Below are 25454 nucleotides of genomic sequence, written 5' to 3'. Positions count from 1 at the left end.
GTAAAGCTCCTTGCCCAGCTTGTCTTTGAGGATCCTGAATCGATATTTTGGTGTCCAGACTATGTGGTATTTGCAACGCCAATATACATGTGATGAACTCCTGTAAAGCCCCATGTTGGTTTGTCTCCTTTTACTTGTGGTGAGTAAGCAGAGATATTCCGGCATGGGCATTCTTCAGGCTATAGCCTTACAGGATCAATCACCACCTCCCTAGGAGGTGGTTTAGGGGTGACAATAAAAAAGGGGTCACCGGCAGGTGACCCCTTTTTTTACCCACATCAGCGCCGTTTAATCAGCAGATAGAGGCTGACAGAGAAGAAGGCGGCACTCGGCAAAATCGCCCCGAGGAACGGAGGCAAACCGTAGACCAGGCTTAACGGGCCGAAGATCTTATCCAGCACATAGAACAGGAAACCGAAACTTATCCCGGTGACCACTCGCGTCCCCATCGACACGCTACGCAGCGGACCAAAGATAAAGGATAACGCCATCAGCATCATGACCGCGACCGACAGTGGCTGAATCGCTTTACTCCACAGGTTCAGCTGATAACGTCCGGCTTTCTGACCACTCTGTTTCAGGTACTTGATGTAATCCGTCAGGCCACGGATCGATAATGAATCCGGGTCCAGCGCGACGACCCCCAGTTTTTCGGGCGTCAGGGTGGTTTTCCATACATCGCTGACCCGCTGAGAACCGGTAATCTGATTCGGGTCGGTAAGATTAGATTCATCCACCCGGGTCAGGTCCCACTGGCGTTCGCTCTTATCCCAGACGGCGCTGGCCGCATAGCGGACATCGGTCAGCCGGCGCTGGTCATTAAAGCGGTAAATGCTGACACCACTGAGTTCGCTTTCGTTGCGGATATGATCGATAAAGATAAAGTTATTACCGTCTTTAGCCCACAACCCGCCCTGAGTCGATAACAGGGACCCGCCGAGCATTTGCTGTGCGCGGTAATTGTGTGCCATCTGGTCACCGGCAGGGGCGACAAACTCACCGATAGCCATCGCCAGTAATACCAGCGGGATGGCCGTCTTCATTACCGAGTAAGCAATCTGCAACCGGGTAAATCCGGCGGCCTGCATCACCACCAGTTCACTGCGCTGAGCCAGATTCCCCAGCCCCAGCAGAGCCCCCAGCAGGGCCGCCATCGGGAAGAACAGTTCCAGGTCGGTAGGGACACCCAGCAGGGTGAAGTAACCGGCATCGAGTGCGGTGTAGGCCCCCTGGCCGGTTTTACGCAACTGTTCAACAAACTTGATGATGCCCGATAATGACACCAGCATGAACAGCGTCATCATGATGGTGTTAAAGATCGTTTTACCGATATAGCGGTCAAGAACTCCAAACATCAGGCTACCTCACTGCGGCTGAAACGCGCTCTGAACCGCCGCATAGGCAGCGTATCCCAAAGATTCAGCACAATCGCCAGCACGAAATATCCTGCGTTCACTGACCACATCCAGACCGCCGGGTCGAGGCGTCCCTTGGTGGCATTCGAGCGGAAAGAGCTCTGAACCAGGAAGAAGATCAGGTACAGCAGCATCGCCGGCAGCATGGAAAGTACCCGGCCCTGGCGAGGGTTAACCACGCTGAGCGGCACCACCATCAGCGCCATCACCAGTACCGAGAAAATCAGGGTCAGACGCCAGTTCAGCTCCGCCCGGAAGGCCGGGGTATGGTTATGCCACAGTGTCGACAGGGTGGCCTGATCTGAATCATTCGGGTCCAGGGTCGCTTCTTTATACCCCATCACCGCCTGGTACTGAGTAAAGTCCGTAATACGGAAATCACGGAGCATCGCGGTGCCTTCAAAGCGGGTCCCTTTATCCAGGATCACCGTCTGCGAACCGTCCGCTTTTTGTTCCATGTGCCCGTGATCGGCCAGCACCACGGAAGGCCGTGCATTGCCTTTCGGACGCAACTGGGCCAGGAAAACGTTACCGAACTGGTTGCCTTTCACGTTTTCGATAAACAACACCATATTGCCGTCGCTGGAGGTACGGAACTGCCCGGCGGCAAGCGCCGCGGCGCCCGGGTTAGCGCGGGCATTTTGTGTGACCTGATCCTGGTATCGGGCCGACCAGGGCCCCAGCCAGATGACGTTGACCGCGGCCATGGCCGAGGTGATCAGCATCAGGATCAGGGCGGCTTTGACCAGCACATCTTTGCCCAGACCACAGGCATGCATGACCGTGATTTCACTTTCCGTGTAGAGTCTCCCCAGCGTCATCAGGATCGCCAGGAATAAACTTAATGGTAAGATAAGCTGTGCCATCTCCGGCACACCTAACCCCAGCAGGGTAAGTACTAAATTTGTCGGGATATCACCGTCGACCGCCGCTCCGAGGATCCTGACCAGCTTCTGACAGAAGAAGATCAGTAACAGGACAAACAGAATGGCGAATTGACTTTTGAGCGTCTCCCGAACCAGATATCTAATGATAATCACGCTAAATACGCCTGTGAAAACTTGTCTTTTTGCAGGAAAGTCGATAGTTTCAACGCTTATTAGCCATTTTACTTCATCAATGGCTGCTATCGTGGCTAAAATTGTATGACCACCTTCTCAGGATACTGAGGCATCGTCCTCAGAATCTTAACTTATTATGACGCCAATCCACTGTTTGTCATGGCATAACTGTTTCATAATAAGAATAAGAGTTATACATTCTAGCGATAGCAAACGCTGTTGTCTTTAAGATTCAGGAGAATACATGGAGTTCAGTGTAAAAAGCGGTAGCCCGGAAAAACAACGCAGCGCCTGTATAGTTGTCGGGGTGTTTGAACCTCGTCGTTTGTCGCCGATTGCCGAGCAGCTGGATAAGATCAGCGATGGCTACATCAGCGCATTGCTGCGTCGTGGCGAACTGGAAGGAAAAGTGGGCCAGACCCTGTTACTGCACCATGTGCCGAACATTCTTTCTGAACGCATCCTGCTGATTGGTTGTGGTAAAGAGCGGGAACTGGACGAGCGTCAGTATAAGCAGATTATTCAGAAGACCATTAACACGCTGAATGACACCGGTTCGATGGAAGCCGTCTGCTTCCTGACCGAACTGCATGTCAAAAGCCGTAACAATTACTGGAAAGTCCGCCAGGCGGTGGAAACCGCAAAAGAGTCTCTGTACAGCTTTGATCAGCTGAAAAGCAACAAAGCCGAGCCTCGTCGCCCGTTACGTAAAATGGTGTTTAACGTCCCTACCCGTCGTGAACTGACCAGTGGTGAGCGTGCAATCCAGCATGGACTGGCAGTTTCTGCCGGGGTGAAAGCGGCCAAAGATCTCGGTAACATGCCGCCAAATATCTGTAACCCGGCCTACCTGGCCTCTCAGGCCCGGCAGCTGGCAGACGCGTACAGCCAGAACATCACCACCCGAGTCATCGGCGAACAGCAGATGAAAGAGCTGGGGATGAACGCTTATCTGGCGGTCGGTGCCGGTTCACAGAATGAATCGCTGATGTCGGTTATCGAATATAAAGGACACCCTGACGCCGATGCGCGACCGATTGTTCTGGTCGGTAAAGGACTGACCTTCGATGCCGGGGGCATCTCGCTCAAGCCTGCAGAAGGCATGGACGAAATGAAGTATGATATGTGCGGTGCCGCCACCGTTTACGGTGTGATGCGCATGGTCGCTGAGCTTAAACTGCCACTGAATGTGGTCGGCGTACTGGCCGGGTGTGAAAACATGCCTGACGGCCGTGCATTACGTCCGGGCGATGTCCTGACCACCATGTCCGGCCAGACGGTGGAAGTGCTGAACACCGATGCCGAAGGACGTCTGGTGCTGTGCGATACCCTGACCTATGTCGAGCGTTTTGATCCGGAAGTCGTGGTGGATGTTGCCACCCTGACCGGCGCATGTGTGATAGCATTAGGCCATCATATCAGCGGTCTGTTGTCTAACCATAACCCGCTGGCCCATGAGCTGATCAGCGCTTCCGAGCAGTCCGGTGACCGCGCATGGCGTCTGCCGATGAGCGATGAGTACCAGGATCAGCTGGAATCCAACTTCGCCGATATGGCGAACATCGGTGGCCGGCCGGGCGGAGCGATCACTGCCGGATGTTATCTGGCCCGCTTTACCCGTAAATATAACTGGGCGCACCTGGATATTGCAGGTACCGCATGGCGTTCAGGTAAAGCTAAAGGCGCAACCGGTCGTCCGGTACCTCTGCTGTCACAGTTCCTGCTGAACCGTGCCGGTCTGGGCACCGACGAGTAAGGTTGTGTACCGGCAGTCCCCGGCTGAACCGGGGACTGCCCTGCTGTCACCTTCACGGCAGAAACAGGATTACCCTGAGTGACCTTGGTCACTCTTTTTACTTCATGGAATACAGGCAATCGCATGAAAAATGCCACCTTTTACCTTCCCGGCCCCGATACACCTCACCAGACCCTGTCTGCGGTTGAAGCCCTGGCCTGTGAACTGGCCGCGGCGCGCTGGCGCGAGGGTAAACGTATTCTGGTGGCCTGTGAGAACGAAGCGCAGGCAGTCCGTCTGGACGAAGCGCTCTGGCAGCGACCTGCAGATTCCTTTGTGCCGCATAATCTGGCCGGTGAAGGGCCGCGTTACGGTGCGCCGGTTGAGCTGGCCTGGCCGGAAAAACGGGGCAATGCCTCCCGTGATCTGCTGATCACCCTGCTGCCGTGGTTTGCAGATTTTGCTACCGCTTTCCATGAAGTGATAGACTTTGTCCCTGATGAAGAATCTTTGAAGCAGCTGGCGCGTGACCGCTATAAAGCGTATCGCAGCGTCGGTTTCCAATTGAATACGGCAACCCTACCGGCGCCCAAAACGACATAGCAGAAATGGAAAAAACATATAATCCGCAAGAGATAGAACAGCCGCTTTACGATCACTGGGAAAAGCAAGGCTACTTCAAACCAAATGGTGATGAGAGCCAGGAAAGCTATTGCATCATGATCCCGCCGCCGAACGTCACCGGCAGCCTGCATATGGGTCACGCATTCCAGCAGACTATCATGGATACCATGGTCCGTTATCAGCGGATGCAGGGCAAAAACACCTTGTGGCAGGCAGGTACCGACCACGCCGGTATCGCGACCCAGATGGTGGTTGAGCGTAAAATTGCGGCCGAAGAAGGTAAAACCCGTCAGGACTACGGCCGTGATGCGTTTATCGATAAAATCTGGCAGTGGAAAGCCGAATCCGGCGGTACCATCACCCGTCAGATGCGCCGGCTGGGGAACTCTGTGGACTGGGAGCGCGAGCGCTTCACCATGGATGACGGGCTATCGAATGCGGTAAAAGAAGTCTTTGTCCGTCTGTATAAAGAAAATCTGATTTATCGTGGCAAACGTCTGGTGAACTGGGATCCGAAACTGCGTACCGCGATTTCAGACCTGGAAGTGGAAAACCGCGAGTCTAAAGGCTCGATGTGGCATATCCGCTACCCGCTGGCCGACGGTGCCACTACCGCCGAAGGTAAAGATTACCTTGTGGTTGCGACCACCCGTCCGGAAACCCTGCTGGGGGATACCGGCGTCGCCGTTAACCCTGAAGATCCGCGCTATAAAGACCTGATTGGCAAATACCTGGTATTACCGCTGATCAACCGCCGCATTCCAATCGTCGGTGATGAACATGCCGATATGGAAAAAGGCACCGGTTGCGTAAAAATCACTCCGGCCCACGATTTCAATGACTACGAAGTCGGTCGTCGCCACCAACTGCCGATGATCAACATTCTGACCTTTGATGGCGATATCCGCACTCAGGCGCAGGTGTATGATACTAACGGCGAAGAGAGCGACGTTTATGACGGCGCTATCCCTGCCGAATTTGCCGGCCTGGAACGTTTTGCCGCCCGTAAAGCCATTGTTGCTGCGGTGGAAGCGGCCGGTCTGCTGGAAGAAATTAAGCCTCATGATCTGACCGTGCCTTACGGTGACCGTGGTGGCGTGGTGATCGAACCGATGCTGACCGACCAGTGGTATGTGCGTACCGCCCCGCTGGCGAAAGTGGCGGTAGAAGCCGTCGAAAACGGTGAGATCCAGTTCGTTCCTAAGCAGTACGAGAATATGTATTTCTCATGGATGCGTGACATCCAGGACTGGTGTATCTCGCGTCAGTTATGGTGGGGTCACCGGATCCCGGCCTGGTACGATAACGACGGTAATGTCTACGTCGGTCGTACCGAAGCGGAAGTTCGTGCCGAAAATAACCTGCCGGAAGCGACGGAACTGCGTCAGGACGAAGATGTGCTGGATACCTGGTTCTCTTCAGGCCTGTGGACCTTCTCTACCCTGGGCTGGCCGGAAAACACGGAAGCGCTGCGTACCTTCCACCCGACCAGCGTGGTGGTCAGTGGCTTCGACATTATTTTCTTCTGGATTGCGCGCATGATCATGCTGACCATGCACTTTATGAAAGATGAAAATGGCAAGCCTCAGGTGCCGTTTAAAACGGTCTATATGACCGGGCTTATCCGTGATGACGAAGGACAGAAGATGTCCAAGTCGAAGGGGAACGTTATCGATCCACTGGATATGGTGGATGGAATTTCCCTGCCGGAGCTGATCGAAAAACGTACCGGCAACATGATGCAGCCGCAGCTGGCGGAAAAAATCCGTAAGCGTACCGAGAAGCAGTTCCCGGAGGGGATTGAGCCTTCAGGGACCGATGCTCTGCGTTTCACCCTGGCAGCACTGGCCTCGACCGGCCGTGATATCAACTGGGATATGAAGCGTCTTGAAGGCTATCGTAACTTCTGTAACAAGCTGTGGAACGCCAGCCGTTTCGTGCTGATGAACACGGAAGAGCAGGACTGCGGCTTTAACGGTGGCGAGAAAGTGCTGTCACTGGCTGACCGCTGGATCCTGAGCGAATTTAACCGTACCGTTAAAGCCTACCGCGAGGCACTGGACAGCTATCGTTTCGATATCGCCGCCAGCCTGCTGTATGACTTTACCTGGAACCAATTCTGCGACTGGTACCTGGAGCTGACCAAGCCGGTGATGAACAATGGCAGCGAAGCCGAGCTTCGCGGTACACGTCATACCCTGGTCACCGTACTGGAAGAATTACTGCGTCTGGCACATCCGATCATTCCGTTTATCACCGAGACCATCTGGCAACGTGTGAAGGTCCTGACCGGTAACAGCGATGACACCATCATGCTGCAGCCGTTCCCGGCCTGGGATGCGGATAAAGAAGATGCACAGGCACAGGCGGATATCGAGTGGATCAAACAAGCCATCGTCGCTGTCCGTAATATTCGTGCAGAGATGAATATTGCCCTGAGCAAGCCGCTGGATCTGTTATTACGTGGTGCCACCGAAGACGTGATCCGTCGTGTGGGCGAAAACCGTAACTTCCTGCAGCGTCTGGCCCGTCTGGAGAGCCTGACACTGTTGTCCGCCGGGGATAAAGGGCCGGTCTCGGTCACCAAACTGGTGGAAGGTGCAGAGTTGCTGATCCCGATGGCCGGTCTGGTCAACAAGGAAGCGGAACTGGAGCGTCTGGCAAAAGAGCAGACCAAAGTGGACGTGGAGATTGAAAAAATCAATGCGAAGCTGTCCAACGAAGGTTTTGTTGCCCGTGCCCCGGCCGCCGTTGTCGAAAAAGAGCGTGAGCGCTTAGCCGACCTGCAGCAAGCCAAAGCCAAACTGACCGAACAGCAGGCAGTGATCGCTGCGCTATAAGTCTGTTTAGCGACCTGAGAAAGCCGGGCTTGTCCCGGCTTTTTTGTGCCCGAAAGCCACGGATAAGCCCCGAAGACACAGGCCTTAACACACCCCGTCCGGCGCAGATCTGCGCTGTTCCTTCACTTATCACTTAGGCCTGATGGCCAGCGCGAATTCGCCACTGTCTTCGGTTTTAAAACAAAAGCATAATCCGCTTTACCGCGGATATCAGCACCGTTGTCAGGGCGACATCGCACCGCTGAGCGAGCGAATATGTCCAGGACGAGCCGCAGGGATGCGGCGAGAGGTCACGCTGAGCAGGAGCGAATCGTGACCGGTCCGTTAAGGACAAATGAGTGAGCGAAGGTACCGCGCCAGCGGCGGGCAGGCTTGTCGCCAGGCCCGGAGTGCAGAGGGCGCGGCCAGGCGCCCTTTGCCCGGTCGCCTGTGGCGGAAGCCAGGCAGCCCCCCTGATTAAAAGCGAACGGAACAGGCACGGACTGAAATAAATACAGCAGATAAACTCAATACCCACAGACCGGCGAAAAATAATTTTATTGGTGTTTCCGGGACCAACCCCCAGCGAATGACCGCGACATCGCACCGCTGAGCGAGCGAATATGTCCAGGACGAGCCGCAGGGACGCGGCGAGAGGTCACGCTGAGCAGGAGCGAATCGTGACCGGTCCGTTAAGGACAAATGAGTGAGCGAAGGTACCGCGCCAGCGGCGGGCAGGCTTGTCGCCAGGCCCGGAGTGCAGAGGGCGCGGCCCTGCGCCCTTTGCCCGGTCGCCTGTGGCGGAAGCCAGGCAGCCCCCCTGATTAAAAGCGAACGGAACAGGCACGGACTGAAATAAATACAGCAGATAAACTCAATACCCACAGACCGGCGAAAAATAATTTTATTGGTGTTTCCGGGACCAACCCCCGGCGAATGACCGCGACATCGCACCGCTGAGCGAGCGAATATGTCCAGGACGAGCCGCAGGGACGCGGCGAGAGGTCATGCTGAGCAGGAGCGAATCGTGACCGGTCCGTAAAGGACAAATGAGTGAGCGAAGGTACCGCGCCAGCGGCGGGCAGGCTTGTCGCAAGGCCCGGAGTGCAGAGGGCGCGGCCTGGCGCCCTTTGCCCGGTCGCCTGTGGCGGAAGCCAGGCAGCCCCCCTGATTAAAAGCGAACGGAACAGGCACGGACTGAAATAAATACAACAGATAAACTCAATACCCACAGACCGGCGAAAAATAATTTTATTGGTGTTTCCGGGACCAAACCCCGGCGAATGACCGCGACATCGCACCGCTGAGCGAACGAATATGTCCAGGACGAGCCGCAGGGATGCGGCGAGAGGTCATGCTGAGCAGGAGCGAATCGTGACCGGTCCGTCAAGGACAAATGAGTGAGCGAAGGTACCGCGCCAGCGGCGGGCAGGCTTGTCGCAAGGCCCGGAGTGCAGAGGGCGCGGCCAGGCGCCCTTTGCCCGGTCGCCCCCGGCGGGGCTAAGGCAGCCTGCCTTATTATAAAGCGAACGGAATACTCACGGTCTGATCATAAAAAAACGTATCCGGTTTTCCCCGGTCCCTCCCCCTGATAATAAAAAACCTGATCCGGTTTTCCCCGGATCCCCATTCAGCGACTTCCCCTTAACCTGCGGGGCAAGGTATCATCCCTGCCGATCCCGACACTCCGGAGAAAGGCCGACATGGACCCGCGAAAAATTATTGTTGAACTCTACCCCGAACTGACTCCGGAACTGCAGAAAGCCGCGGAGTTTGTCCTGGAACACAGTAGTGAGTTAGTGGTGCTGTCAATGCGCGCCTTCGCCGGGAATGCGGATGTTAAACCCGCTACCCTGCTGCGGCTGGCCCAACGCCTGGGCTACCAGGGCTGGGGCGAACTCAAATCCGCCTTTATACAATCGCTGGGACTGGCAGATGATAGTTATGCTTCCCGGGCCTCCGGATTGCAGGACAAAGCACAGCACCCGGCGCTGTATGATGAAGTCTTCTCTGCCTTCGGCACGAACCTGCAACAAACCCGGGAGAATAACCGGGAAGCGCTGGATCACGCCGTCACCCTGCTGGATAATGCCTCACAGGTCTATATCTGCGGGTTCCGCGCCAGTTTCTCTGTCGCCTGGTCACTGCATTATATTTATCGCCTCTTTCACCGGCACGTCTCGCTGATTGACGGGCTGGCGAATAATCAGGAGATGTTCACCCGCGAGATCGGTGCCGATGATGTGGTCGTGATCTGCGGATTTGCGCCTTATTCCCGCGAAACGCTGCAAATTATCGCTTACGCTCAGGCCGCAGGAGCCACCCTGATTGCGGTCACAGATTCGGCGGTTTCCCCGCTGGCGCAGGCGGCCGCCTGTACCCTGCTTTTTTCCTCCGGTAGCCCGTCCTTTTTCCCCTCCGTCGTTTCTGCCATGGGGCTTGCCGAATGCCTGATGGCGGCTCTGGTCGCCAGACACGGCGAAGACGCTATCCGTCGTATCGAGAGTGCTGAACGCTATCTGATTGATTCCGGGACCTATATTCTGCCCGGGAAATAGAACACGGCGCCAATGATTCATTTGAATCATTTATATATTGAATGATCCAAATGAATCTGAGACTATGATCCCTGTCCGGGGGGAGTTCCCCTGCTTATCGCCGTCACAGGATCACCATGAGCCATATTATTCACCGCAGTCTGAAGGTTACTCCCCCTGTTGCCGCCTCTGCACAAGGGGTGTGGATCACCGATCGTTCCGGAAAACGTTACCTTGATGCCAGCGGCGGAGCAGCAGTTTCCTGCCTGGGCCATGGTCATCCCGATGTACTGGCCGCCCTGCATCAGCAGATTGATACGCTGGCTTATGCACATACAGGATTTTTCACCAGCGATGCCGCAGAGCAACTGGCCGACCAGCTGGTGCGTACCGCGCCCGGCGATCTGAATTCTGTCTATTTCGTGTCCGGGGGATCCGAAGCGGTAGAGACGGCGCTGAAACTGGCCAGACAATATTGTGTGGAAACCGGACAGCCGGAAAAGACCACCTTTATCGGCCGTCGTCAGAGCTATCACGGGAATACGCTGGGTGCTCTGGCGGTCGGAGGCAATGAGTGGCGTCGTAAGCAATTTGCACCACTGCTGATGGATGTGGCGCGGGTCTCTGCCTGTAATGCCTACCGTGATCGTCTGCCGGATGAAAGTGAACAACAGTACACCGAACGCCTGCTCAACGAGCTGGAGCAGACCATTCTTGATACCGGTGCAGAAAAAATTATCGGTTTTGTCGCCGAAACCGTCAGCGGTGCCACGACCGGCGCCGTTCCGCCGACCCGGGGCTATTTCGCCGGGGTAAGAAAGCTCTGTGACAAATATGGTCTGCTGTATATCGCCGATGAAGTGATGTGCGGCATGGGCCGGACCGGTACATTGCACGCCTTTGAACAGGACGATGTGGTCCCGGATATCGTGACAGTGGCGAAAGGACTGGGCGGCGGCTATCAGCCGATTGGCGCGGTACTGGTCAGCGATAAAGTCATGGAGCCACTGCGTAACGGTAGCGGAATGTTCCAGCATGGTCATACCTATATCTGCCACCCAACTGCGGCGGCGGCGGCACTGGCAGTCCAGCAGGTGATCGAGCGGGATAACTTGTTGAGTCGTGTGCAACACCAGGGGAATTATTTACTGCAGCAATTACATGCCGAACTGGCCGGGCTGGACTTTGTCGGAGATACCCGCGGACGCGGATTATTCGCCGGCGTCGAGCTGGTCAGGGATAAAACAACAAAAACGGCATTCGATCCTGCCCATAAACTGCATGCTGCCATCAAAAGTGCCTGCCTGGAAAAAGGACTGATGGTCTACCCGATGGGCGGGACCATTGACGGACAGCAAGGGGACCATATCCTTATTGCTCCGCCTTTTATTATTGAGCCGTCGCAGCTCAATTTTGTGGTGGAGACACTGAAACAGGTCATCATCCGGGAAACCGCTAAAGCGGCGGGACAGTCATGAGGGCCCGGACTCATCGCCTGCCTGACCTGACCCCGGATGCGTGGACGCCCGGACAACGTCTGCTGGCAGAAGAAGTGATCAATGGCCCGCGGGGGGCATTGCTGCCCCCGTTTCAGGCATTACTGCGCAGCCCGGAACTGATGTCACATGTCCAGCATTTGGGCGAGTACCTGCGCTACCGGAGTGCCATCGGTCAACGGCTTTCCGAGCTGGCCATTCTGCTCACCGCCCGGCACTGGTCCCAGTCGGTAGAGTGGGAGATCCATGCGCCGATAGCAGAACAACAGGGCATTTCTGCGGCCGCTATTGTGGCGATCCGTCAGCAACAGCAGCCAGCCCCCGATGACTTAGCCGCCGATGAATGGCTGGTGTACCACTTCTGCCGGCAATTACATCAGCAGCAGGGAGTCAGTGACAGCCTGTGGCAGGAGGCAGTGAGCCATTTTGGTGAAACGGCCGTGATGGATCTGATTGGCGTCAATGGCTATTACTCTCTGCTCGCCATGGTGATGAACTGCGCCGGCACCCCCTCATCGTCAATGCCTGACGGTTTTTAGATATCCCCGGGGGCACCAAAAAGATCCCCCCTTCCAAAATGGGGCACCAAAAAGGTGCCTCCTGAACCTATAAGCTTATAAGAAAAAGTTATTACCGCTTTTTTCTGAAGAGCATCAGACGTTAACACCAGGGAAACATAAAAAAACAATAAAAATCATAATTTTACTGTTTACCTTCTTTTTTTGTCTGAAGGTAAAAATAGTGGCACACATATTGCTTTTATCACTGTGACTGACACACATCATCCGATCTATATAAAGGAATCGCTATGCTGAAAACAATAAATACTGTCGGGATTTCATTAGCCTTACTGGCCGGTGCATTCAGTTTCAATGCGATGGCAAAAGATAAGTTAACCGTCGGCGTGGATACGGCGTTCGTTCCGTTTGAATTTAAACAAGGCGATAAGTACGTCGGATTTGATATCGATTTGTGGAATGCCATTGCGAAAAAAATGGACGTCGATTACACCCTGCAACCGATGGACTTTGGTGGTCTGATCCCGGGCCTGCAGTCTCGTAATATCGATGTTGCGATGGCCGGTATCACCATTACGCCGGTTCGTGCTCAGGTGGTGGACTTCAGTTCCCCTTACTATAACGCTGATCTGCTGATGGCCGTGAAAAGCTCAGCGACCGGGATCACTAAATTCAGTGACCTGGCCGGGAAACGCGTAGGTCTGAAACAAGGGACTGCGGCAGCAACCTTTATGAAAGCGCACGTTAAAGCCGATTACGTTGAGTTCCCGAACATCGACAATGCCTACCTGGATCTGCAGGCCGGAAATATCGACGCCGTTGTTCACGACTCTCCTAACGTTCTTTATTACGTGAAAACTGCCGGTGACGGAAAAATTAAAGCGACCGGTGAAACCGACAGCGTGCTGCCACAGCAGTATGGTTTTGCTCTGCAGAAAAACAGCCCTTACACCGCCCGTGTCGATGCGGCGCTTAAAGCATTACGTGCTGATGGTACCTATAACAAAATCTATCTGAAATGGTTCGACAAAGAACCTAAGTAAGTTTTTGGGCCAGCACTGGCTGGCCCCGTTTTTTTTTACACAGTACGGGTAACACTATGAATTTTGACATCAGTTATGTCTGGCAAGCCGTGCCAATACTCTTGCAAGGGTTAAAGCTCACCCTCTTTATTTCTATTGTCGGCCTGATGGGCGGCTTTGTTATCGGCCTGGCTGCCGGTGTTTGTCGCGCACTGGGCGGCAGGGTGTCAAAAGCATTATCACTGGTTTTTGTCGAACTTATCCGCGGCACCCCCATTATGGTGCAGGTGATGTTTATTTACTTCGCCCTGCCGTTAGCGCTGCCGGTTCATATTGAACCGATCACCGCGGCTGTCGTCACGATTATGATTAACTCGGGCGCGTATATCGCTGAGATCACCCGTGGCGCGATTTTATCGATCAATAAAGGGTTTAAAGAAGCCGGACTGGCCATGGGACTCTCTTCCCGCGCCACCACATGGCATATCATTATGCCTCTGGCTCTGCGTCGTATGATCCCGGCGCTCGGTAACCAATGGATCATCAGTATTAAAGACACCTCACTGTTTATCGTGATTGGGGTGGCTGAACTGACCCGTCAGGGCCAGGAAATTATTGCCGGAAACTTCCGCGCACTCGAAGTATGGACAGCGGTAGCAGCACTTTATCTGATTGTGACTCTGTGTCTGAGCTTCCTGCTTAAAAGACTGGAAAAAAGGATGCATATCTTATGAGTATGGTTGAATTTCAAAATGTCTCGAAAAATTTTGGCTCAACACAGGTGCTGCACGATATCAATTTGAAGATTGATGCCGGCGAAGTGGTGGTGATCATTGGCCCGTCCGGATCCGGTAAATCAACGTTATTACGCTGTATCAACAAACTGGAAGAGATCTCTTCCGGCGCACTTATCGTCGCCGGGATGCATATGACCGATCCGCACGTGAATGAATGTGATATTCGTCGTGAAGCCGGTATGGTCTTCCAGCAGTTTCACCTGTTCCCGCACCTGACGGCACTGGAAAACGTGATGTTTGGCCCTCTTCGTGTCCGGCACAGCAGTAAGGCAGAAGCCCGTGAACAGGCGATGGCACTGCTGACGCGTGTCGGTCTGGCCAGTCGTGCGGATCACTACCCTTCTGAGCTTTCCGGCGGCCAGCAGCAACGTGTTGCCATCGCCAGAGCCCTGGCGGTGAAACCCCAGATGATGCTGTTTGATGAACCGACCTCGGCACTGGACCCGGAATTGCGTCATGAAGTGCTGCAGGTAATGCGTTCTCTGGCGGAAGAAGGGATGACCATGGTGATTGTGACCCATGAAATCGGCTTTGCCCGCGATGTGGCCTCACGTCTGATCTTTATCGACGGCGGCACGATTGCCGAAGACGGCGAGCCGGCAGAACTGATCGAAAGCGGTAAAGGTTGCGCGCGTTTGCAGGAATTCCTGCAGCACGTCTCCTAATCTTTCCGGACAGGCACCCGCTTATGAAAAAACTGACCTTCCGTGGCGATACCTTCGCTCTCGGAAAACAACTGGGCCAGGCCGGGCACGCGGCCTGGCACCAGGAACTGACGCTGACACCACTGTGGCAGACAGTGACAGCCCTGAAAGATTCCGCACAGGCAAAGGCCATGGCGGCGGCGGTAAAACAACACTATCCGGATATCTGGCTGGAAATCGAGGGGCTGGCTTGCGGGCTGGAGGCGGAGACTGACGAGGTCTTTGCCTGGAACTGTCGTGGTGATCTGGTACGTTCGACCTCAGATGGCTGCACTACCCTGGCCGGTCGTGATGCACAGGATGACATCATCGTTGCGCACAATGAAGATGGATTCCCGCAGTTACGCGATGCGTGTTTCCTGGCGGAGGTGATACCGGATCAGGGGGTATCCTACCTGAGTTTCGCCTATCCTGGCTCGCTCTGCGGACATACGTTTTCTGTAAACCAGTACGGGATTGTTAATACCGTTAATAATATCCGTGCGGTTGAGCGGCCTGAAGGGTTGCCTCGTCAGGTACTGGCCAGAGCGGCACTGAACGCTGCCAGCCTGGACCAGGCGGTGGCCGTACTGACGTCTCCGGGCCGGGCGGGTGCATTCCATCATACACTGGCCAGCGCCGGGGATTCACGGATCTTCAGTATTGAAGCAACCGGTACCGGGTGCAGTGTTCTGCCGTTAAAAGGCAGTGCCGGACATGCGAATCATCTGGTCCATCCGCAGCAACAGGCGGCTGAACAGGTGATCACCGACAGTTCTGCCGCGCGTCAGCAGGTGATTGAAGCATTACTGGCGACCGGTGAGACACTGTCAGCTGAGCGCAGCCTGATGATCCTTTCTGACCAGAGTCAGGAAGAACTCCCGGTTTACCGCCTGGCGGCGGATGACCCGGATCAGGAAAATACCCTGGCGACAGCATTGTTTGAAGTCAGTGATGAGGGCGTCAGCTGGTCTGTCTATGGTAAAGATCGTCAGCATGCGGCACTGGAAGGTAAGGTGTTACGCGGCTCAGCGACGGTCTGATACCCCGTGATCCTGTAAGAGGCTGCGATTGCAGCCTTTTTTATGGCCGGGGCACCGGTCCCGCCGATCTGTAACGCCCACCGTCCCTGGTTTTCACGCCGTCACCGGCCCGCATTCGCGGCATGAATTTTATCCGGCAAAGCATCGGTGCAGAGGGTAATTCAGACTCAACGATGATATCGGTCATTTCTGCCGGCAGGCACTATTCTCCCCGGAACGGGTTACCCCGCACCGCAGTTATCCCCTGCCGGTCTGCATATTCGCTTTCTGAACACTGTCTTGCTAAGCACTCGCTTTCTGAATACTTGCTCTCTAAGCATGACACTTCTGAGCACCGGAGAAGGGTTATCGCCAGATAGCTGGATCCGCCAGGCGTGGATGTATCGTCAGTGACTTGCCGGAGAAGTGCTGAGGAAAGTTTCGCAGTAAAAGGGATGCTTCGGGGAGACAGAGAGGCGGCTACCAGTGCGGTGGTTACCAGACTGATCCGCAGTTATCCCCTGCCGGTCTGCATATTCGCTTTCTGAACACTGTCTTGCTAAGCACTCGCTTTCTGAATACTTGCTCTCTGTGCATGACACTTCTGAGCACCGGAGAAGGGTTATCGCCAGATAGCTGGATCCGCCGGACGTGGATGTATCGTCAGTGACTTGCCGGAGAAATACTGAGGAAAGTTTCGCAGTAAAAGGGATGCTTCGGGGAGACAGAGAGGCGGCTACCAGGCTGCCGGTGGGCAGCCCGTGGTTGCAGGACAGAGGCTTATTTATTCAGTTCCGCCGTCATATGCACACAGTTTTTAGTGGTCGCTTCGGTAATCCGGTAAGAGTCACCGCTCTTATGGGCCTGCGCCGCGATTTGTGCTTCAGCATCATCCAGTGTCCCGGCGGTTGCGGTGATCGTCTGAGCAAAGCTACCGAAAGAAATCAGAGAGAGTGTGGCAACTGCAACGAAAGTTTTGATGGAGTTCATAAGGATTACCTTCATTCATTTTCAGGGTAAGGGCCGGTATGGCCCCGATGCGATGCATGATAGACCGGCAGAAGGACGCTTAAAAGCTGAACGATTTGCTGATCTTATTCAAATAAAATGAAGGTGTTTCGCGAGAACCATAAAAGGCCGGCAGGCCATCAGTGGCTTTTCCCCGCGCCGGGCGCACGTCAGACCAGGATCAACGGACCGCTATGGAAACGCAATTCACTGTCGGCGTCAGTGATCAGCCGGGCTTCCGTTTCACCGATCGTCCGGATGCGGTCCGTAATATCATAGGGCGAGATCTGCCAGGCCAGTGCGAGGTAATCCTGAAAGTGACGGGCTTCGGAACGCAGCAGTGAACGGTAAAAGCTGGCCAGTCCGGGTTCCAGATAAGGAGCCAGTGCATAAAAGCGTTCGCAGGAGCGCGCTTCGATATAGGCGCCGCAGATAAGTTTATCGATCAGCGTGTCGGGTTCATGCGTGGTCACTTCACGCAATAATCCCTTCGCGTAGCGACTGGCGGTGATTTTATGATATTCGATCCCCCGGGACTGCATGATCTCCAGTACCTGATAAAAGTGATGTAATTCTTCTTTAATTAACAACACCATTTTATCAATCAGGTCATCAGCGCCGGGAAAAGCGTCATGCCGGGTAATGTTTTTCCCCAGGTGACGATGGGCATGAATGAAATCACTGTCCGGATGTTCACGATAGACAAAATCCTCGTACGGGGCCAGCCAGCGCATCAGTGTTTCCGCGCCGGGTTTATCGGCAACGTATTTACGGATAAGCCACGCGGCGGTCTGGGCCGCTTTCAGTTCACAGGTCAGGTGATCGGTCAATAACAGTGGCAGGTTTTCCGGCCTGGACGCTTCATCAATCCAGGCCTGCGGGGTCCGGCAATGTAAAAACTGTAACAGAGGTTCAACGAGGGCGGCGTAGTTCATGGTTCAGTGACTTTGAAAATCAGGGCGAATAAAACGCCCTGGCCTCACGGAGCCGTCAGACCAGGGGGAAATGCCGTCAGAAGCGATCGGTTAGTGACGGACGGGAGAATCCTCTGCGGAAGTCTCTTCGTCATCGCCATCTTCATCTTCTTCGTCTTCAGCATCCGGATCTTCGAAGTAGGTGCCCCAGCCATCATAATCAACGTTATATTTTCCTGCGACTTTGACCAGCTGTTCGATCTGGGCATTGATCAGCTCATCCTTCAGTGCAATTTCACTGATGATATCCACACACATCACGGTGGTGCCATCTTCCAGCTCCAGTTCTTCCGGGTCTGTCACTTCGTAGCCCAGTTTGAACGCATCAACGGCGGCTTTTTCCAGTGCGTCAAAGCTGTCGCAGGATAAATGATGTTCTACGGTATAGAGCGCATCCGGATCACTGCCATCTTCCAGTAATTCTTCAATAATTTCGCGTGTTTCTTCACGCTGTTCTTCCATAAATGCTTCGAATGTCATAGGGAATTCCTCAGTACGTTCAGGGGTAATATTCCCCGGATAGACGGGCATTTTCCCACAGCATCCCGCGTGGCACTACACTAAAGCACACGATTCCTGAAAATAAGGTTGAAAATGAATATTCATACATATAGATTGAATATTAATTCATTGTATTAATCGCCACCCGGAGTGATGTATGAGTAAGCTGTATCAACGCCATTTCCTGAGATTGCTGGATTTTACCCCTGCCGAACTGAATGAACTGGTGCAACTGGCCGCCCGCCTGAAGCAGGACAAAAAACAGGGCAAAGAGTCCCCGTCTCTGCAAGGCAAAAATATCGCGCTCATCTTCGAAAAAGATTCGACCCGTACCCGTTGCTCTTTCGAAGTTGCCGCATACGATCAGGGAGCCCGTGTCACCTGGCTGGGTGCCAGCGGTAACCAGATTGGCCATAAAGAATCGATTAAAGATACTGCCCGTGTACTGGGCCGCATGTATGACGGCATCCAGTATCGCGGGTATGAGCAGGAGATTGTCGAAACGCTGGCGGAATACGCAGGCGTACCGGTATGGAACGGACTGACCACCGAATTTCACCCGACCCAGTTACTTGCCGATCTGCTGACGATGCAGGAACACCTGCCAGGCAAAGCCTGGACAGAGATGACGCTGGTGTACGTCGGTGATGCCCGTAACAATATGGGGAACAGTATGCTGGAAGCGGCAGCGCTGACCGGTCTGGACCTGCGCCTGGTGGCCCCTAAAGCCTGCTGGCCGGAAGAGGCCCTGGTCGAGGAGTGCCGGCATGCTGCACAAAAGACCGGCGGTAAAATCACGCTGACAGAATCTATCGAAGACGGGGTCAAAGGCGCTGACTTTATCTATACCGATGTCTGGGTGTCGATGGGCGAAGCCAAAGAGACCTGGGCCGAACGGATCGCCCTGCTGCGTCCTTATCAGGTTAATGCACAGATGCTGTCGCTGACCGGTAATCCTGAGGTCAAATTCCTGCACTGCCTGCCTGCGTTCCATGATGATCAGACCAGTATGGGTAAACAAATGGCGGAACAATACGGCTTCAGTTCAGGCATCGAAGTCACTAACGATGTTTTCGAATCAGAGCACAGCATTGTCTTTGACCAGGCGGAAAACCGGATGCATACCATCAAAGCGGTGATGGTTGCCACTCTGGGCCGGCAATAACCCGCTGCACAGACGGACAACGGGATTTCACGGGGTCCGTTCCTTTTTCTTTTCTGCTGACGTCAGCTCCGCATAATTATTTTCCGCTTCTCTTTTTTTTACTCAACATTCCGGGAAAACTATTCATTCCCTCTGCATAATCTGAATTTAACCCACGATTCCGGCGCGGATAACGGATTGTTTATGAAAAAAATAATTTAAAACTCCCCCTGCGATCGTAAATATAAAAAAATAATTTCTCCCCGGGAAAAGGAATAACTATCCGGCATCATCTCCCTCCGGCATAAATAATTACCACCCAGAATGGGTTATTATTCATTTACAATAAATAAACCCATAGTATTCATAGTGATAAAAAATCACTACCCCCCCCAACCCATTCCCTGCAGAATATTAAAATCGATATCTTTCACTGTTTAATGAATATAATTTCACTTTATAAAAACAGAAAAAAACCTGATTAATGACGTTAATCATAAATATGTTCACCACTATTCGGCAGATGTTTTTATTTGATTTTCATCACATCCCCTCCTTCTCTTCCTGATTATTTTTGAAATGTTTTCAGTATCAGCGCCGGATAATTTCGTCCGGTCAGGCTGGAATATTTCCACCGGGAAGGAGTGTTTATGAAAAGGCATTATGTCGGTTCAGAGATTGGTACATTACGCAGTGTTTTGCTGCATCGTCCGAACCTTAGCCTGCAACGGCTGACGCCGGAAAATTGCCAGGATCTATTATTCGATGATGTGTTAGACGTCGAACGGGCAGGAAAAGAACATGACCGCTTTGCCGGGGTCCTGCGGGAACAGGGGGTGGAAGTGTTACTTCTGTCCGATTTACTGACGCGGACCCTGGATGTCCCTGAGGCAAAACGCTGGTTATTACAGCAACAGATTTCGGATCACCGCCTGGGCCCGGGCTTTGCTTCAGATATCCGTGACTGGCTGGGTCAGATGTCTCACCGGGAGCTTGCCCGCCATCTGACCGGGGGACTGACCCGGGATGAAGTCCCGCCGGAAATCAGCAGTATTACCGGCCGCAGCAGCCAGCCGGATGACTTTATTACGCGCCCCCTGCCCAACCACCTGTTTACCCGCGATACCTCGTGCTGGATTTATCAGGGGGTCAGCATTAACCCGATGGCAAAAATTGCCAGACAACGTGAAACCCATAATCTGCGGGCGATCTATCGCTGGCACCCGGCGTTTGCGGGCGGTGATTTTATTAAATATTACGGTGACGAAGATCGTAACTATGACCATGCCACGCTGGAAGGGGGCGATGTGCTGGTCGCAGGCCGGGGCAGTGTTCTTATCGGCCTCTCAGAACGGACCACGGCTCAGGGAATAGAATTCCTCGCTCTCTCACTCTTTCGCCATCATCAGGCAAAACGTGTGGTCGTTATGGAGCTGCCAAGACAACGCTCCTGTATGCATCTCGACACAGTAATGACCCATCTGGATATCGATACGTTCTCCATCTATCCGCAAATCATTAATACCGAAATGCCTTGCTGGATCTTAACGCCGGACGGTAAAGGCGGCTTAATCCGCACTGCAGAAAAAAATTACCTGACCGCGCTGGAGCAAGCACTGGAGATCGATCAGGTACGGGTGATCACCACCGGCGGCGACCGTTTTGAAGCCGAACGGGAACAGTGGAACGATGCCAACAATGTTCTCACCCTGCGGCCGGGTGTGGTCGTCAGCTACGAGCGTAATTTACGGACCAATGAAAAATATGACCAGGCCGGGATCACTGTGCTGCCGATTGCCGGTGATGAACTCGGGCGTGGCCGTGGCGGCGCCAGATGTATGAGCTGTCCGCTGGAAAGGGACGGGATCTGAAGGCTAAGGAGAAAAACAGATGGAGAAAAAACCAGTTCTGGTCGTGGCTCTGGGTGGTAATGCACTCCTCAAACGGGGCGAACCACTGGAAGCCAGTATTCAGCAGCAAAATATTCTGATTGCTGCCGGTGTCATTGCCCGTCTGACCGATGAGTGGCGGGTGGTTCTGGTTCACGGTAACGGGCCACAGGTCGGCCTGCTGGCGTTACAGAATGCGGCTTATCCCGACGTCGCGCCTTATCCGCTGGATATTCTGGTCGCGGAAAGTCAGGGGATGGTGGGCTATATGCTGCAACAGGCATTGCGGAATGAATTGCCCTCTCAGGAAGTCACGACTCTGCTGACCCGGGTGACCGTAGACCCCGCCGATCCGGCGTTTCAGGATCCGTGTAAGTACATTGGTCCGGTCTACACCGCCGCACAGGCCACTGACCTGGCGGCTGAAAAGGGCTGGATCATGAAGAAAGACGGGACCGGTTTTCGCCGCGTCGTGCCTTCTCCCGCGCCGCTGGCGATTTCGGAAAGCGCAGCCATTAACACCTTACTGCTGCATGATCATCTGGTTATCTGTAATGGTGGCGGAGGGATTCCTGTGGTGCAGACCGGGCAGACCATGACGGGGTGCGAAGCCGTGATCGATAAAGATCTTTCTGCCGCCCTGCTCGCCCGTCAGTTGCAGGCCGATGCACTGCTGATCCTGACCGATGCTGATGCCGTTTACCAGAACTGGGGAACACCGTCTCAGGAGGCTATCGGTCAGGTTACCGTCAGTGCGCTGGCAGGCACCTCATTTGATGCCGGTTCCATGGGGCCGAAAGTGGACGCCTGCTGTCAGTTTGTCAGGACAAGTGGTGGCCATGCCGGCATCGGTTCCCTGCAGGACGGTAGCCGCATCCTCTGCGGACAGAAAGGCACGCTGATCATTCCGGGCTAGTCCCCCGCATGATCCCCTGCTGTCTGCCTCCGTCCGGCAGGCAGTATTCCCCTGAAAATAAGGATATTCACTATGTCAGTCTCACTGAAAAACCGCCACTTCCTGAAACTGCTGGATTATAGCGCCGATGAAATTCATTACCTGCTGACGCTGGCCCGTCAGCTTAAACATGACAAACGGTGTGGCCAGGAACGCCCCCGGCTGAGCGGTAAAAATATCGCGCTGATCTTCGAAAAGAGTTCCACCCGTACCCGCTGTGCTTTTGAAGTCGCGGCTTTTGACCAGGGGGCGCAGGTTACTTATCTGGGGCCTTCCGGATCGCAGATTGGTCACAAAGAATCGATGAAAGATACGGCCCGGGTGCTGGGGCGCATGTATGACGGTATCGAGTACCGCGGGTTTGGGCAGAAGATAGTCGAAGAACTGGCAGAGAATGCCGGTGTACCGGTCTGGAACGGCCTGACCAATGAGTTTCATCCCACCCAGATCCTGGCGGATTTAATGACCATGCTGGAGCATGCGCCTGACCGCCCGCTTAACTCTTTACGGTTTGCTTATCTGGGCGATGCCCGTAACAACATGGGCAATTCCCTGATGGCCGGTGCGGCCATTATGGGAATGGATATCCGTCTGGTCGCTCCGCGGGCTTTCTTGCCGGACGACGCACTGGTCAGCCAGTGTCGTGAAATTGCAGCCACCAGCGGAGCCCGCATCACCCTTACCGAATCCGTGGCTGAAGGTGTGAAAGATGTCGATTTCCTCTACACCGATGTCTGGGTATCGATGGGCGAACCGAAAGAGGCCTGGGCGGAACGTGTCAGCCTGATGACGCCTTATCAGGTCAATCAGCAGGTCGTTGACGCCACCGGCAATCCGCAGGTGAAATTTATGCACTGTCTGCCCGCTTTCCATAACGAACAAACCACCGTCGGCCGGGAAATCGAGGAGACTTTCGGGCTGAAAGGGCTGGAAGTCAGCGAAGAGGTGTTTGAATCTGCCCGGTCGATTGTTTTCGATGAAGCAGAAAACCGGATGCATACGATTAAGGCCGTGATGGTCGCAACTCTGGCCGACTAACTGACCGCATGCAGGTACGGCTTGTCTGGCGTGCCTGCAGGGAGAGTGAGATGAAAAGTTTTAAATTTCCTTCTGCATATACCATTCTGTTCGGGCTGATTGTGGTGGTTGCTGCACTGAGCTGGATAATCCCCGCCGGTCAGTACCAGATGGTGATGAATGCCCGTCTGGGTCAGGAAGTGCCGATCGCCGGAACCTATCATACCGTCGCGTCCAACCCTCAGGGGATCAGCGATATTTTACTGGCCCCCATCGACGGGCTATGGGATCACAAAACCGGCGAAGCCGGTGCCATCGATGTTGCACTCTTTATTCTGATTATTGGTGGCTTCCTGGGGGTCACCAATAAAACCGGCGCGATTGATGCCGGCATCCAGCGGGTGATGTTACGGCTAAAGGGCAAAGAAGAGCGGATGATCCCTATTCTGATGGGGTTGTTCGCGCTGGGTGGCACCATTTACGGGATGTCGGAAGAATCTCTGCCGTTTTATTCCCTGCTGGTGCCGGTGATGATGGTGGCCGGTTTTGATCCCCTGGTCGCCGCAGCCACCGTATTACTGGGAGCCGGCATCGGGACCCTGGGGTCCACCATCAACCCGTTTGCTACCGTTATCGCTTCGAACGCCGCAGGGATCCCTTTCACCGACGGGATTATGCTGCGGGTGATGATGCTGGTTTGCGGCTGGCTGTTGTGTGTATGGTGGGTGCGCCGCTATGCCCTCAGGGTCCGCAGAGACCCGGGACTTTCCATCGTGGCCGATAAGGCTGACGAGAACCGTCGTTACTTTCTGTCTCAGCAGACCGGAGAGATTCTGGAATTCACCCTGAGACGGAAAATCATTCTGCTGCTGTTCGCCGTTGCATTTGTGATTATGATTTACGGCGTGGCGGTACAGGGCTGGTGGATGGGCGAAATTTCCGCCATGTTCCTCGCGGCGGCCATTCTTGTTGCCCTGGTCGCAGGTATGAGTGAAGAAACCTTTACCACCACTTTTATCGACGGGTCCCGCGATCTGCTCGGGGTCGCGCTGATTATCGGTATCGCCCGTGGCATTGTCGTGGTCATGGATAATGGCATGATCACCCATACCCTGCTGAATGCGGCTGAACATATGGTCAGCGGATTACCGGCGGTTATTTTTATCAACGTCACCTGGTTTATTGAAGTGCTGCTGTCCTTCCTGGTGCCATCGTCTTCCGGATTGGCGGTACTCAGTATGCCGGTACTGGCTCCGCTGGCCGACTTTGCCGGTACCGGCCGCGAACTCGTGGTCAGTGCCTATCAGTCGGCTTCCGGGCTGGTTAATCTGATCACACCGACCTCCGCGGTAGTGATGGGCGGGCTGGCAATTGCCAGAGTGCCTTATGTACGTTTCCTGAAGTGGATAGCGCCGCTGCTGCTGATACTTGTGATACTGAATATAGTCCTGCTCAGTGTCTCTGCGTTACTATAACTGACAGAGGTGCCCTGATGCCGCCGCCGGTCAGGGCCCTGTCACTGCAGCCCGTACCCGGCCAGTGACCATCCTCGCCTGACAATGGAGATGTCATTATGCCTGTTCTCACCCCCGCCAGTCAGAAAGAACTCAGACAACTGGCCCTCTGCCAGCGGCTGATTATGCAAAACAGTTATCTTTCCCAGGAAGCCCTGCGCCGTGACCTGAAACGTAACGGCTATGCCCTGATAAGCCAGTCAACCGTGTCCCGTTTACTGAAACTCCTCGGTGCTATCAAAATCCGTAATGGCCGTGGGCAGCGGATCTATACCCTTAATCCTCTGTTGCAGTTAGCACCGCGCGCCAGCAGAACCATTGCAGAGATGGTGATCGATATTGTCTGCAACAACGAATTTATACTGATCCACACGGCCGCAGGTTATGGCCGCGCCGTCGCCCGCATCCTCGATTGCCAGGATCTGGCCCCGGTGATGGGCGTGGTGGCCGGCAGCGATAATGTCTGGATTGCGCCCCGGCAGTGCAGGCAGATCTCTGCGCTTTACCAGGAAATCTGTACCCTGCTGAAGGTTCCCTGAATCACCGCTACCGGCCGCGCATTTTATGCCGGCTTCTCTTGTCAGGAATTCTGTGGCCGGTATAATGCGCGAAAATTTTCCGGGAAATCGCATGCCACAGATCATCACACAACATGAGATCCGTACCTGCCCGACCGCAGGCGGCAGCCCTTTTTTTTCCCGCATCACTGTCTATTTCATAAAA

General features: G+C 54.3%; 21 protein-coding genes and 1 pseudogene. 16 read left to right on the top strand and 6 right to left on the bottom strand.

The features are described 5' to 3' along the window. The 3 genes and pseudogenes from ABD035_RS05945 to lptF form a co-directional block, all read right to left on the bottom strand. A pseudogene (locus ABD035_RS05945) lies at window positions 1–114 on the bottom strand (transposase); the annotation flags it as partial. Between the two features lie 164 nt (window positions 115–278). After that, window positions 279–1355 carry an LPS export ABC transporter permease LptG gene (gene lptG / locus ABD035_RS05940; protein WP_212713676.1) on the bottom strand — a complete coding sequence of 359 codons (1077 nt, stop codon included), beginning with the start codon at window positions 1353–1355 and terminating at the stop codon, window positions 279–281. Continuing rightward, window positions 1355–2455, bottom strand: coding sequence for an LPS export ABC transporter permease LptF (gene lptF / locus ABD035_RS05935; protein WP_212713675.1), 1101 nt, complete (start codon window positions 2453–2455; stop codon window positions 1355–1357). The genes lptG and lptF overlap by 1 nt, the downstream gene beginning before the upstream one ends. A gap of 265 nt (window positions 2456–2720) precedes the next feature. Between lptF and pepA the strand changes: the two genes are divergently transcribed. The 10 genes from pepA (at window position 2721) to ABD035_RS05885 (ending at window position 15750) form a co-directional block, all read left to right on the top strand. Then, window positions 2721–4232 (top strand): leucyl aminopeptidase, encoded by a 1512-nt coding sequence (gene pepA, locus ABD035_RS05930; RefSeq protein WP_212713674.1) that lies wholly within the window; start codon window positions 2721–2723, stop codon window positions 4230–4232. Window positions 4233–4355: 123 nt separating this feature from the next. After that, window positions 4356–4814: a DNA polymerase III subunit chi gene (locus tag ABD035_RS05925; RefSeq protein ID WP_212713673.1), complete on the top strand. Its 459-nt coding sequence runs from the start codon at window positions 4356–4358 to the stop codon at window positions 4812–4814. A gap of 5 nt (window positions 4815–4819) precedes the next feature. Beyond that, entirely contained in the window at window positions 4820–7675 is a 2856-nt protein-coding gene (locus ABD035_RS05920) for a valine--tRNA ligase (RefSeq protein ID WP_212713672.1), read from the top strand. Between the two features lie 1682 nt (window positions 7676–9357). Further along, window positions 9358–10212, top strand: coding sequence for a MurR/RpiR family transcriptional regulator (locus ABD035_RS05915; protein WP_343868491.1), 855 nt, complete (start codon window positions 9358–9360; stop codon window positions 10210–10212). Window positions 10213–10328: 116 nt separating this feature from the next. Beyond that, window positions 10329–11669: an aspartate aminotransferase family protein gene (locus ABD035_RS05910; protein WP_343868489.1), complete on the top strand. Its 1341-nt coding sequence runs from the start codon at window positions 10329–10331 to the stop codon at window positions 11667–11669. Continuing rightward, a complete protein-coding gene (locus ABD035_RS05905) occupies window positions 11666–12226 on the top strand; it encodes a carboxymuconolactone decarboxylase family protein (protein ID WP_343868487.1) in 561 nt (186 codons plus the stop codon). The genes ABD035_RS05910 and ABD035_RS05905 overlap by 4 nt, the downstream gene beginning before the upstream one ends. A gap of 269 nt (window positions 12227–12495) precedes the next feature. Beyond that, the gene (glnH, locus tag ABD035_RS05900) at window positions 12496–13248 is read left to right on the top strand and encodes a glutamine ABC transporter substrate-binding protein GlnH (protein ID WP_371813139.1); all 753 of its coding nucleotides are present in this window, start codon (window positions 12496–12498) and stop codon (window positions 13246–13248) included. Window positions 13249–13304: 56 nt separating this feature from the next. Then, complete coding sequence (gene glnP, locus ABD035_RS05895) at window positions 13305–13961, top strand: glutamine ABC transporter permease GlnP (RefSeq protein WP_025903898.1); 657 nt, start codon at window positions 13305–13307, stop codon at window positions 13959–13961. A gap of 2 nt (window positions 13962–13963) precedes the next feature. Continuing rightward, window positions 13964–14689: a glutamine ABC transporter ATP-binding protein GlnQ gene (gene glnQ, locus ABD035_RS05890; protein WP_343868756.1), complete on the top strand. Its 726-nt coding sequence runs from the start codon at window positions 13964–13966 to the stop codon at window positions 14687–14689. Between the two features lie 23 nt (window positions 14690–14712). Then, window positions 14713–15750 (top strand): C45 family autoproteolytic acyltransferase/hydrolase, encoded by a 1038-nt coding sequence (locus tag ABD035_RS05885; protein ID WP_343868484.1) that lies wholly within the window; start codon window positions 14713–14715, stop codon window positions 15748–15750. Window positions 15751–16509: 759 nt separating this feature from the next. On the opposite strand, the gene ABD035_RS05880 is transcribed toward ABD035_RS05885, so the two are convergent. The 3 genes from ABD035_RS05880 to rraB form a co-directional block, all read right to left on the bottom strand. Continuing rightward, complete coding sequence (locus ABD035_RS05880) at window positions 16510–16719, bottom strand: YdgH/BhsA/McbA-like domain containing protein (protein ID WP_343868482.1); 210 nt, start codon at window positions 16717–16719, stop codon at window positions 16510–16512. Between the two features lie 188 nt (window positions 16720–16907). Further along, entirely contained in the window at window positions 16908–17672 is a 765-nt protein-coding gene (gene miaE / locus ABD035_RS05875; protein ID WP_343868480.1) for a tRNA isopentenyl-2-thiomethyl-A-37 hydroxylase MiaE, read from the bottom strand. A gap of 90 nt (window positions 17673–17762) precedes the next feature. Continuing rightward, window positions 17763–18191, bottom strand: coding sequence for a ribonuclease E inhibitor RraB (rraB, locus tag ABD035_RS05870; RefSeq protein WP_212714687.1), 429 nt, complete (start codon window positions 18189–18191; stop codon window positions 17763–17765). Between the two features lie 178 nt (window positions 18192–18369). Here rraB and argF (ABD035_RS05865) point away from each other — a divergent pair, with 178 nt between their 5' ends. The 6 genes from argF (ABD035_RS05865) to ABD035_RS05840 all read left to right on the top strand — a co-directional run bounded on the left by argF (ABD035_RS05865) (window position 18370) and on the right by ABD035_RS05840 (window position 25270). Continuing rightward, window positions 18370–19377 (top strand): ornithine carbamoyltransferase, encoded by a 1008-nt coding sequence (argF, locus tag ABD035_RS05865; RefSeq protein ID WP_343868478.1) that lies wholly within the window; start codon window positions 18370–18372, stop codon window positions 19375–19377. Window positions 19378–20006: 629 nt separating this feature from the next. Next, window positions 20007–21227, top strand: coding sequence for an arginine deiminase (gene arcA, locus ABD035_RS05860; protein WP_343868476.1), 1221 nt, complete (start codon window positions 20007–20009; stop codon window positions 21225–21227). Window positions 21228–21246: 19 nt separating this feature from the next. Beyond that, window positions 21247–22161: a carbamate kinase gene (gene arcC, locus ABD035_RS05855; RefSeq protein ID WP_343868473.1), complete on the top strand. Its 915-nt coding sequence runs from the start codon at window positions 21247–21249 to the stop codon at window positions 22159–22161. A gap of 72 nt (window positions 22162–22233) precedes the next feature. Beyond that, complete coding sequence (argF, locus tag ABD035_RS05850; RefSeq protein WP_343868471.1) at window positions 22234–23238, top strand: ornithine carbamoyltransferase; 1005 nt, start codon at window positions 22234–22236, stop codon at window positions 23236–23238. A 50-nt stretch (window positions 23239–23288) separates the two neighbouring features. Further along, window positions 23289–24692 (top strand): YfcC family protein, encoded by a 1404-nt coding sequence (locus tag ABD035_RS05845; protein ID WP_343868469.1) that lies wholly within the window; start codon window positions 23289–23291, stop codon window positions 24690–24692. Window positions 24693–24790: 98 nt separating this feature from the next. Then, window positions 24791–25270, top strand: coding sequence for an arginine repressor (locus tag ABD035_RS05840; RefSeq protein WP_212714681.1), 480 nt, complete (start codon window positions 24791–24793; stop codon window positions 25268–25270). Window positions 25271–25454: the final 184 nt, after the last annotated feature.

Source organism: Tatumella terrea (genome assembly GCF_039523755.1).
In the GTDB taxonomy this organism is placed as follows: Bacteria; Pseudomonadota; Gammaproteobacteria; order Enterobacterales; family Enterobacteriaceae; genus Tatumella; species Tatumella terrea.
Note: the sequence above shows the minus strand (reverse complement) of the source record. Positions and strands in the feature narration are given on the sequence as shown.

Bases quoted from the DNA above. Each gene is read 5' to 3' on its own strand.
- glnP (WP_025903898.1), top strand. From the start codon at position 13,305: ATGAATTTTGACATCAGTTATGTCTGGCAAGCCGTGCCAATACTCTTG.
- rraB (WP_212714687.1), bottom strand. From the start codon at position 18,191: ATGACATTCGAAGCATTTATGGAAGAACAGCGTGAAGAAACACGCGAA.
- arcA (WP_343868476.1), top strand. From the start codon at position 20,007: ATGAAAAGGCATTATGTCGGTTCAGAGATTGGTACATTACGCAGTGTT.
- glnQ (WP_343868756.1), top strand. From the start codon at position 13,964: ATGGTTGAATTTCAAAATGTCTCGAAAAATTTTGGCTCAACACAGGTG.
- argF (WP_343868478.1), top strand. From the start codon at position 18,370: ATGAGTAAGCTGTATCAACGCCATTTCCTGAGATTGCTGGATTTTACC.
- miaE (WP_343868480.1), bottom strand. From the start codon at position 17,672: ATGAACTACGCCGCCCTCGTTGAACCTCTGTTACAGTTTTTACATTGC.
- ABD035_RS05920 (WP_212713672.1), top strand. From the start codon at position 4,820: ATGGAAAAAACATATAATCCGCAAGAGATAGAACAGCCGCTTTACGAT.
- ABD035_RS05915 (WP_343868491.1), top strand. From the start codon at position 9,358: ATGGACCCGCGAAAAATTATTGTTGAACTCTACCCCGAACTGACTCCG.
- lptG (WP_212713676.1), bottom strand. From the start codon at position 1,355: ATGTTTGGAGTTCTTGACCGCTATATCGGTAAAACGATCTTTAACACC.
- ABD035_RS05925 (WP_212713673.1), top strand. From the start codon at position 4,356: ATGAAAAATGCCACCTTTTACCTTCCCGGCCCCGATACACCTCACCAG.
- ABD035_RS05845 (WP_343868469.1), top strand. From the start codon at position 23,289: ATGAAAAGTTTTAAATTTCCTTCTGCATATACCATTCTGTTCGGGCTG.
- glnH (WP_371813139.1), top strand. From the start codon at position 12,496: ATGCTGAAAACAATAAATACTGTCGGGATTTCATTAGCCTTACTGGCC.
- ABD035_RS05880 (WP_343868482.1), bottom strand. From the start codon at position 16,719: ATGAACTCCATCAAAACTTTCGTTGCAGTTGCCACACTCTCTCTGATT.
- argF (WP_343868471.1), top strand. From the start codon at position 22,234: ATGTCAGTCTCACTGAAAAACCGCCACTTCCTGAAACTGCTGGATTAT.
- ABD035_RS05910 (WP_343868489.1), top strand. From the start codon at position 10,329: ATGAGCCATATTATTCACCGCAGTCTGAAGGTTACTCCCCCTGTTGCC.
- pepA (WP_212713674.1), top strand. From the start codon at position 2,721: ATGGAGTTCAGTGTAAAAAGCGGTAGCCCGGAAAAACAACGCAGCGCC.
- arcC (WP_343868473.1), top strand. From the start codon at position 21,247: ATGGAGAAAAAACCAGTTCTGGTCGTGGCTCTGGGTGGTAATGCACTC.
- ABD035_RS05885 (WP_343868484.1), top strand. From the start codon at position 14,713: ATGAAAAAACTGACCTTCCGTGGCGATACCTTCGCTCTCGGAAAACAA.
- ABD035_RS05840 (WP_212714681.1), top strand. From the start codon at position 24,791: ATGCCTGTTCTCACCCCCGCCAGTCAGAAAGAACTCAGACAACTGGCC.
- ABD035_RS05905 (WP_343868487.1), top strand. From the start codon at position 11,666: ATGAGGGCCCGGACTCATCGCCTGCCTGACCTGACCCCGGATGCGTGG.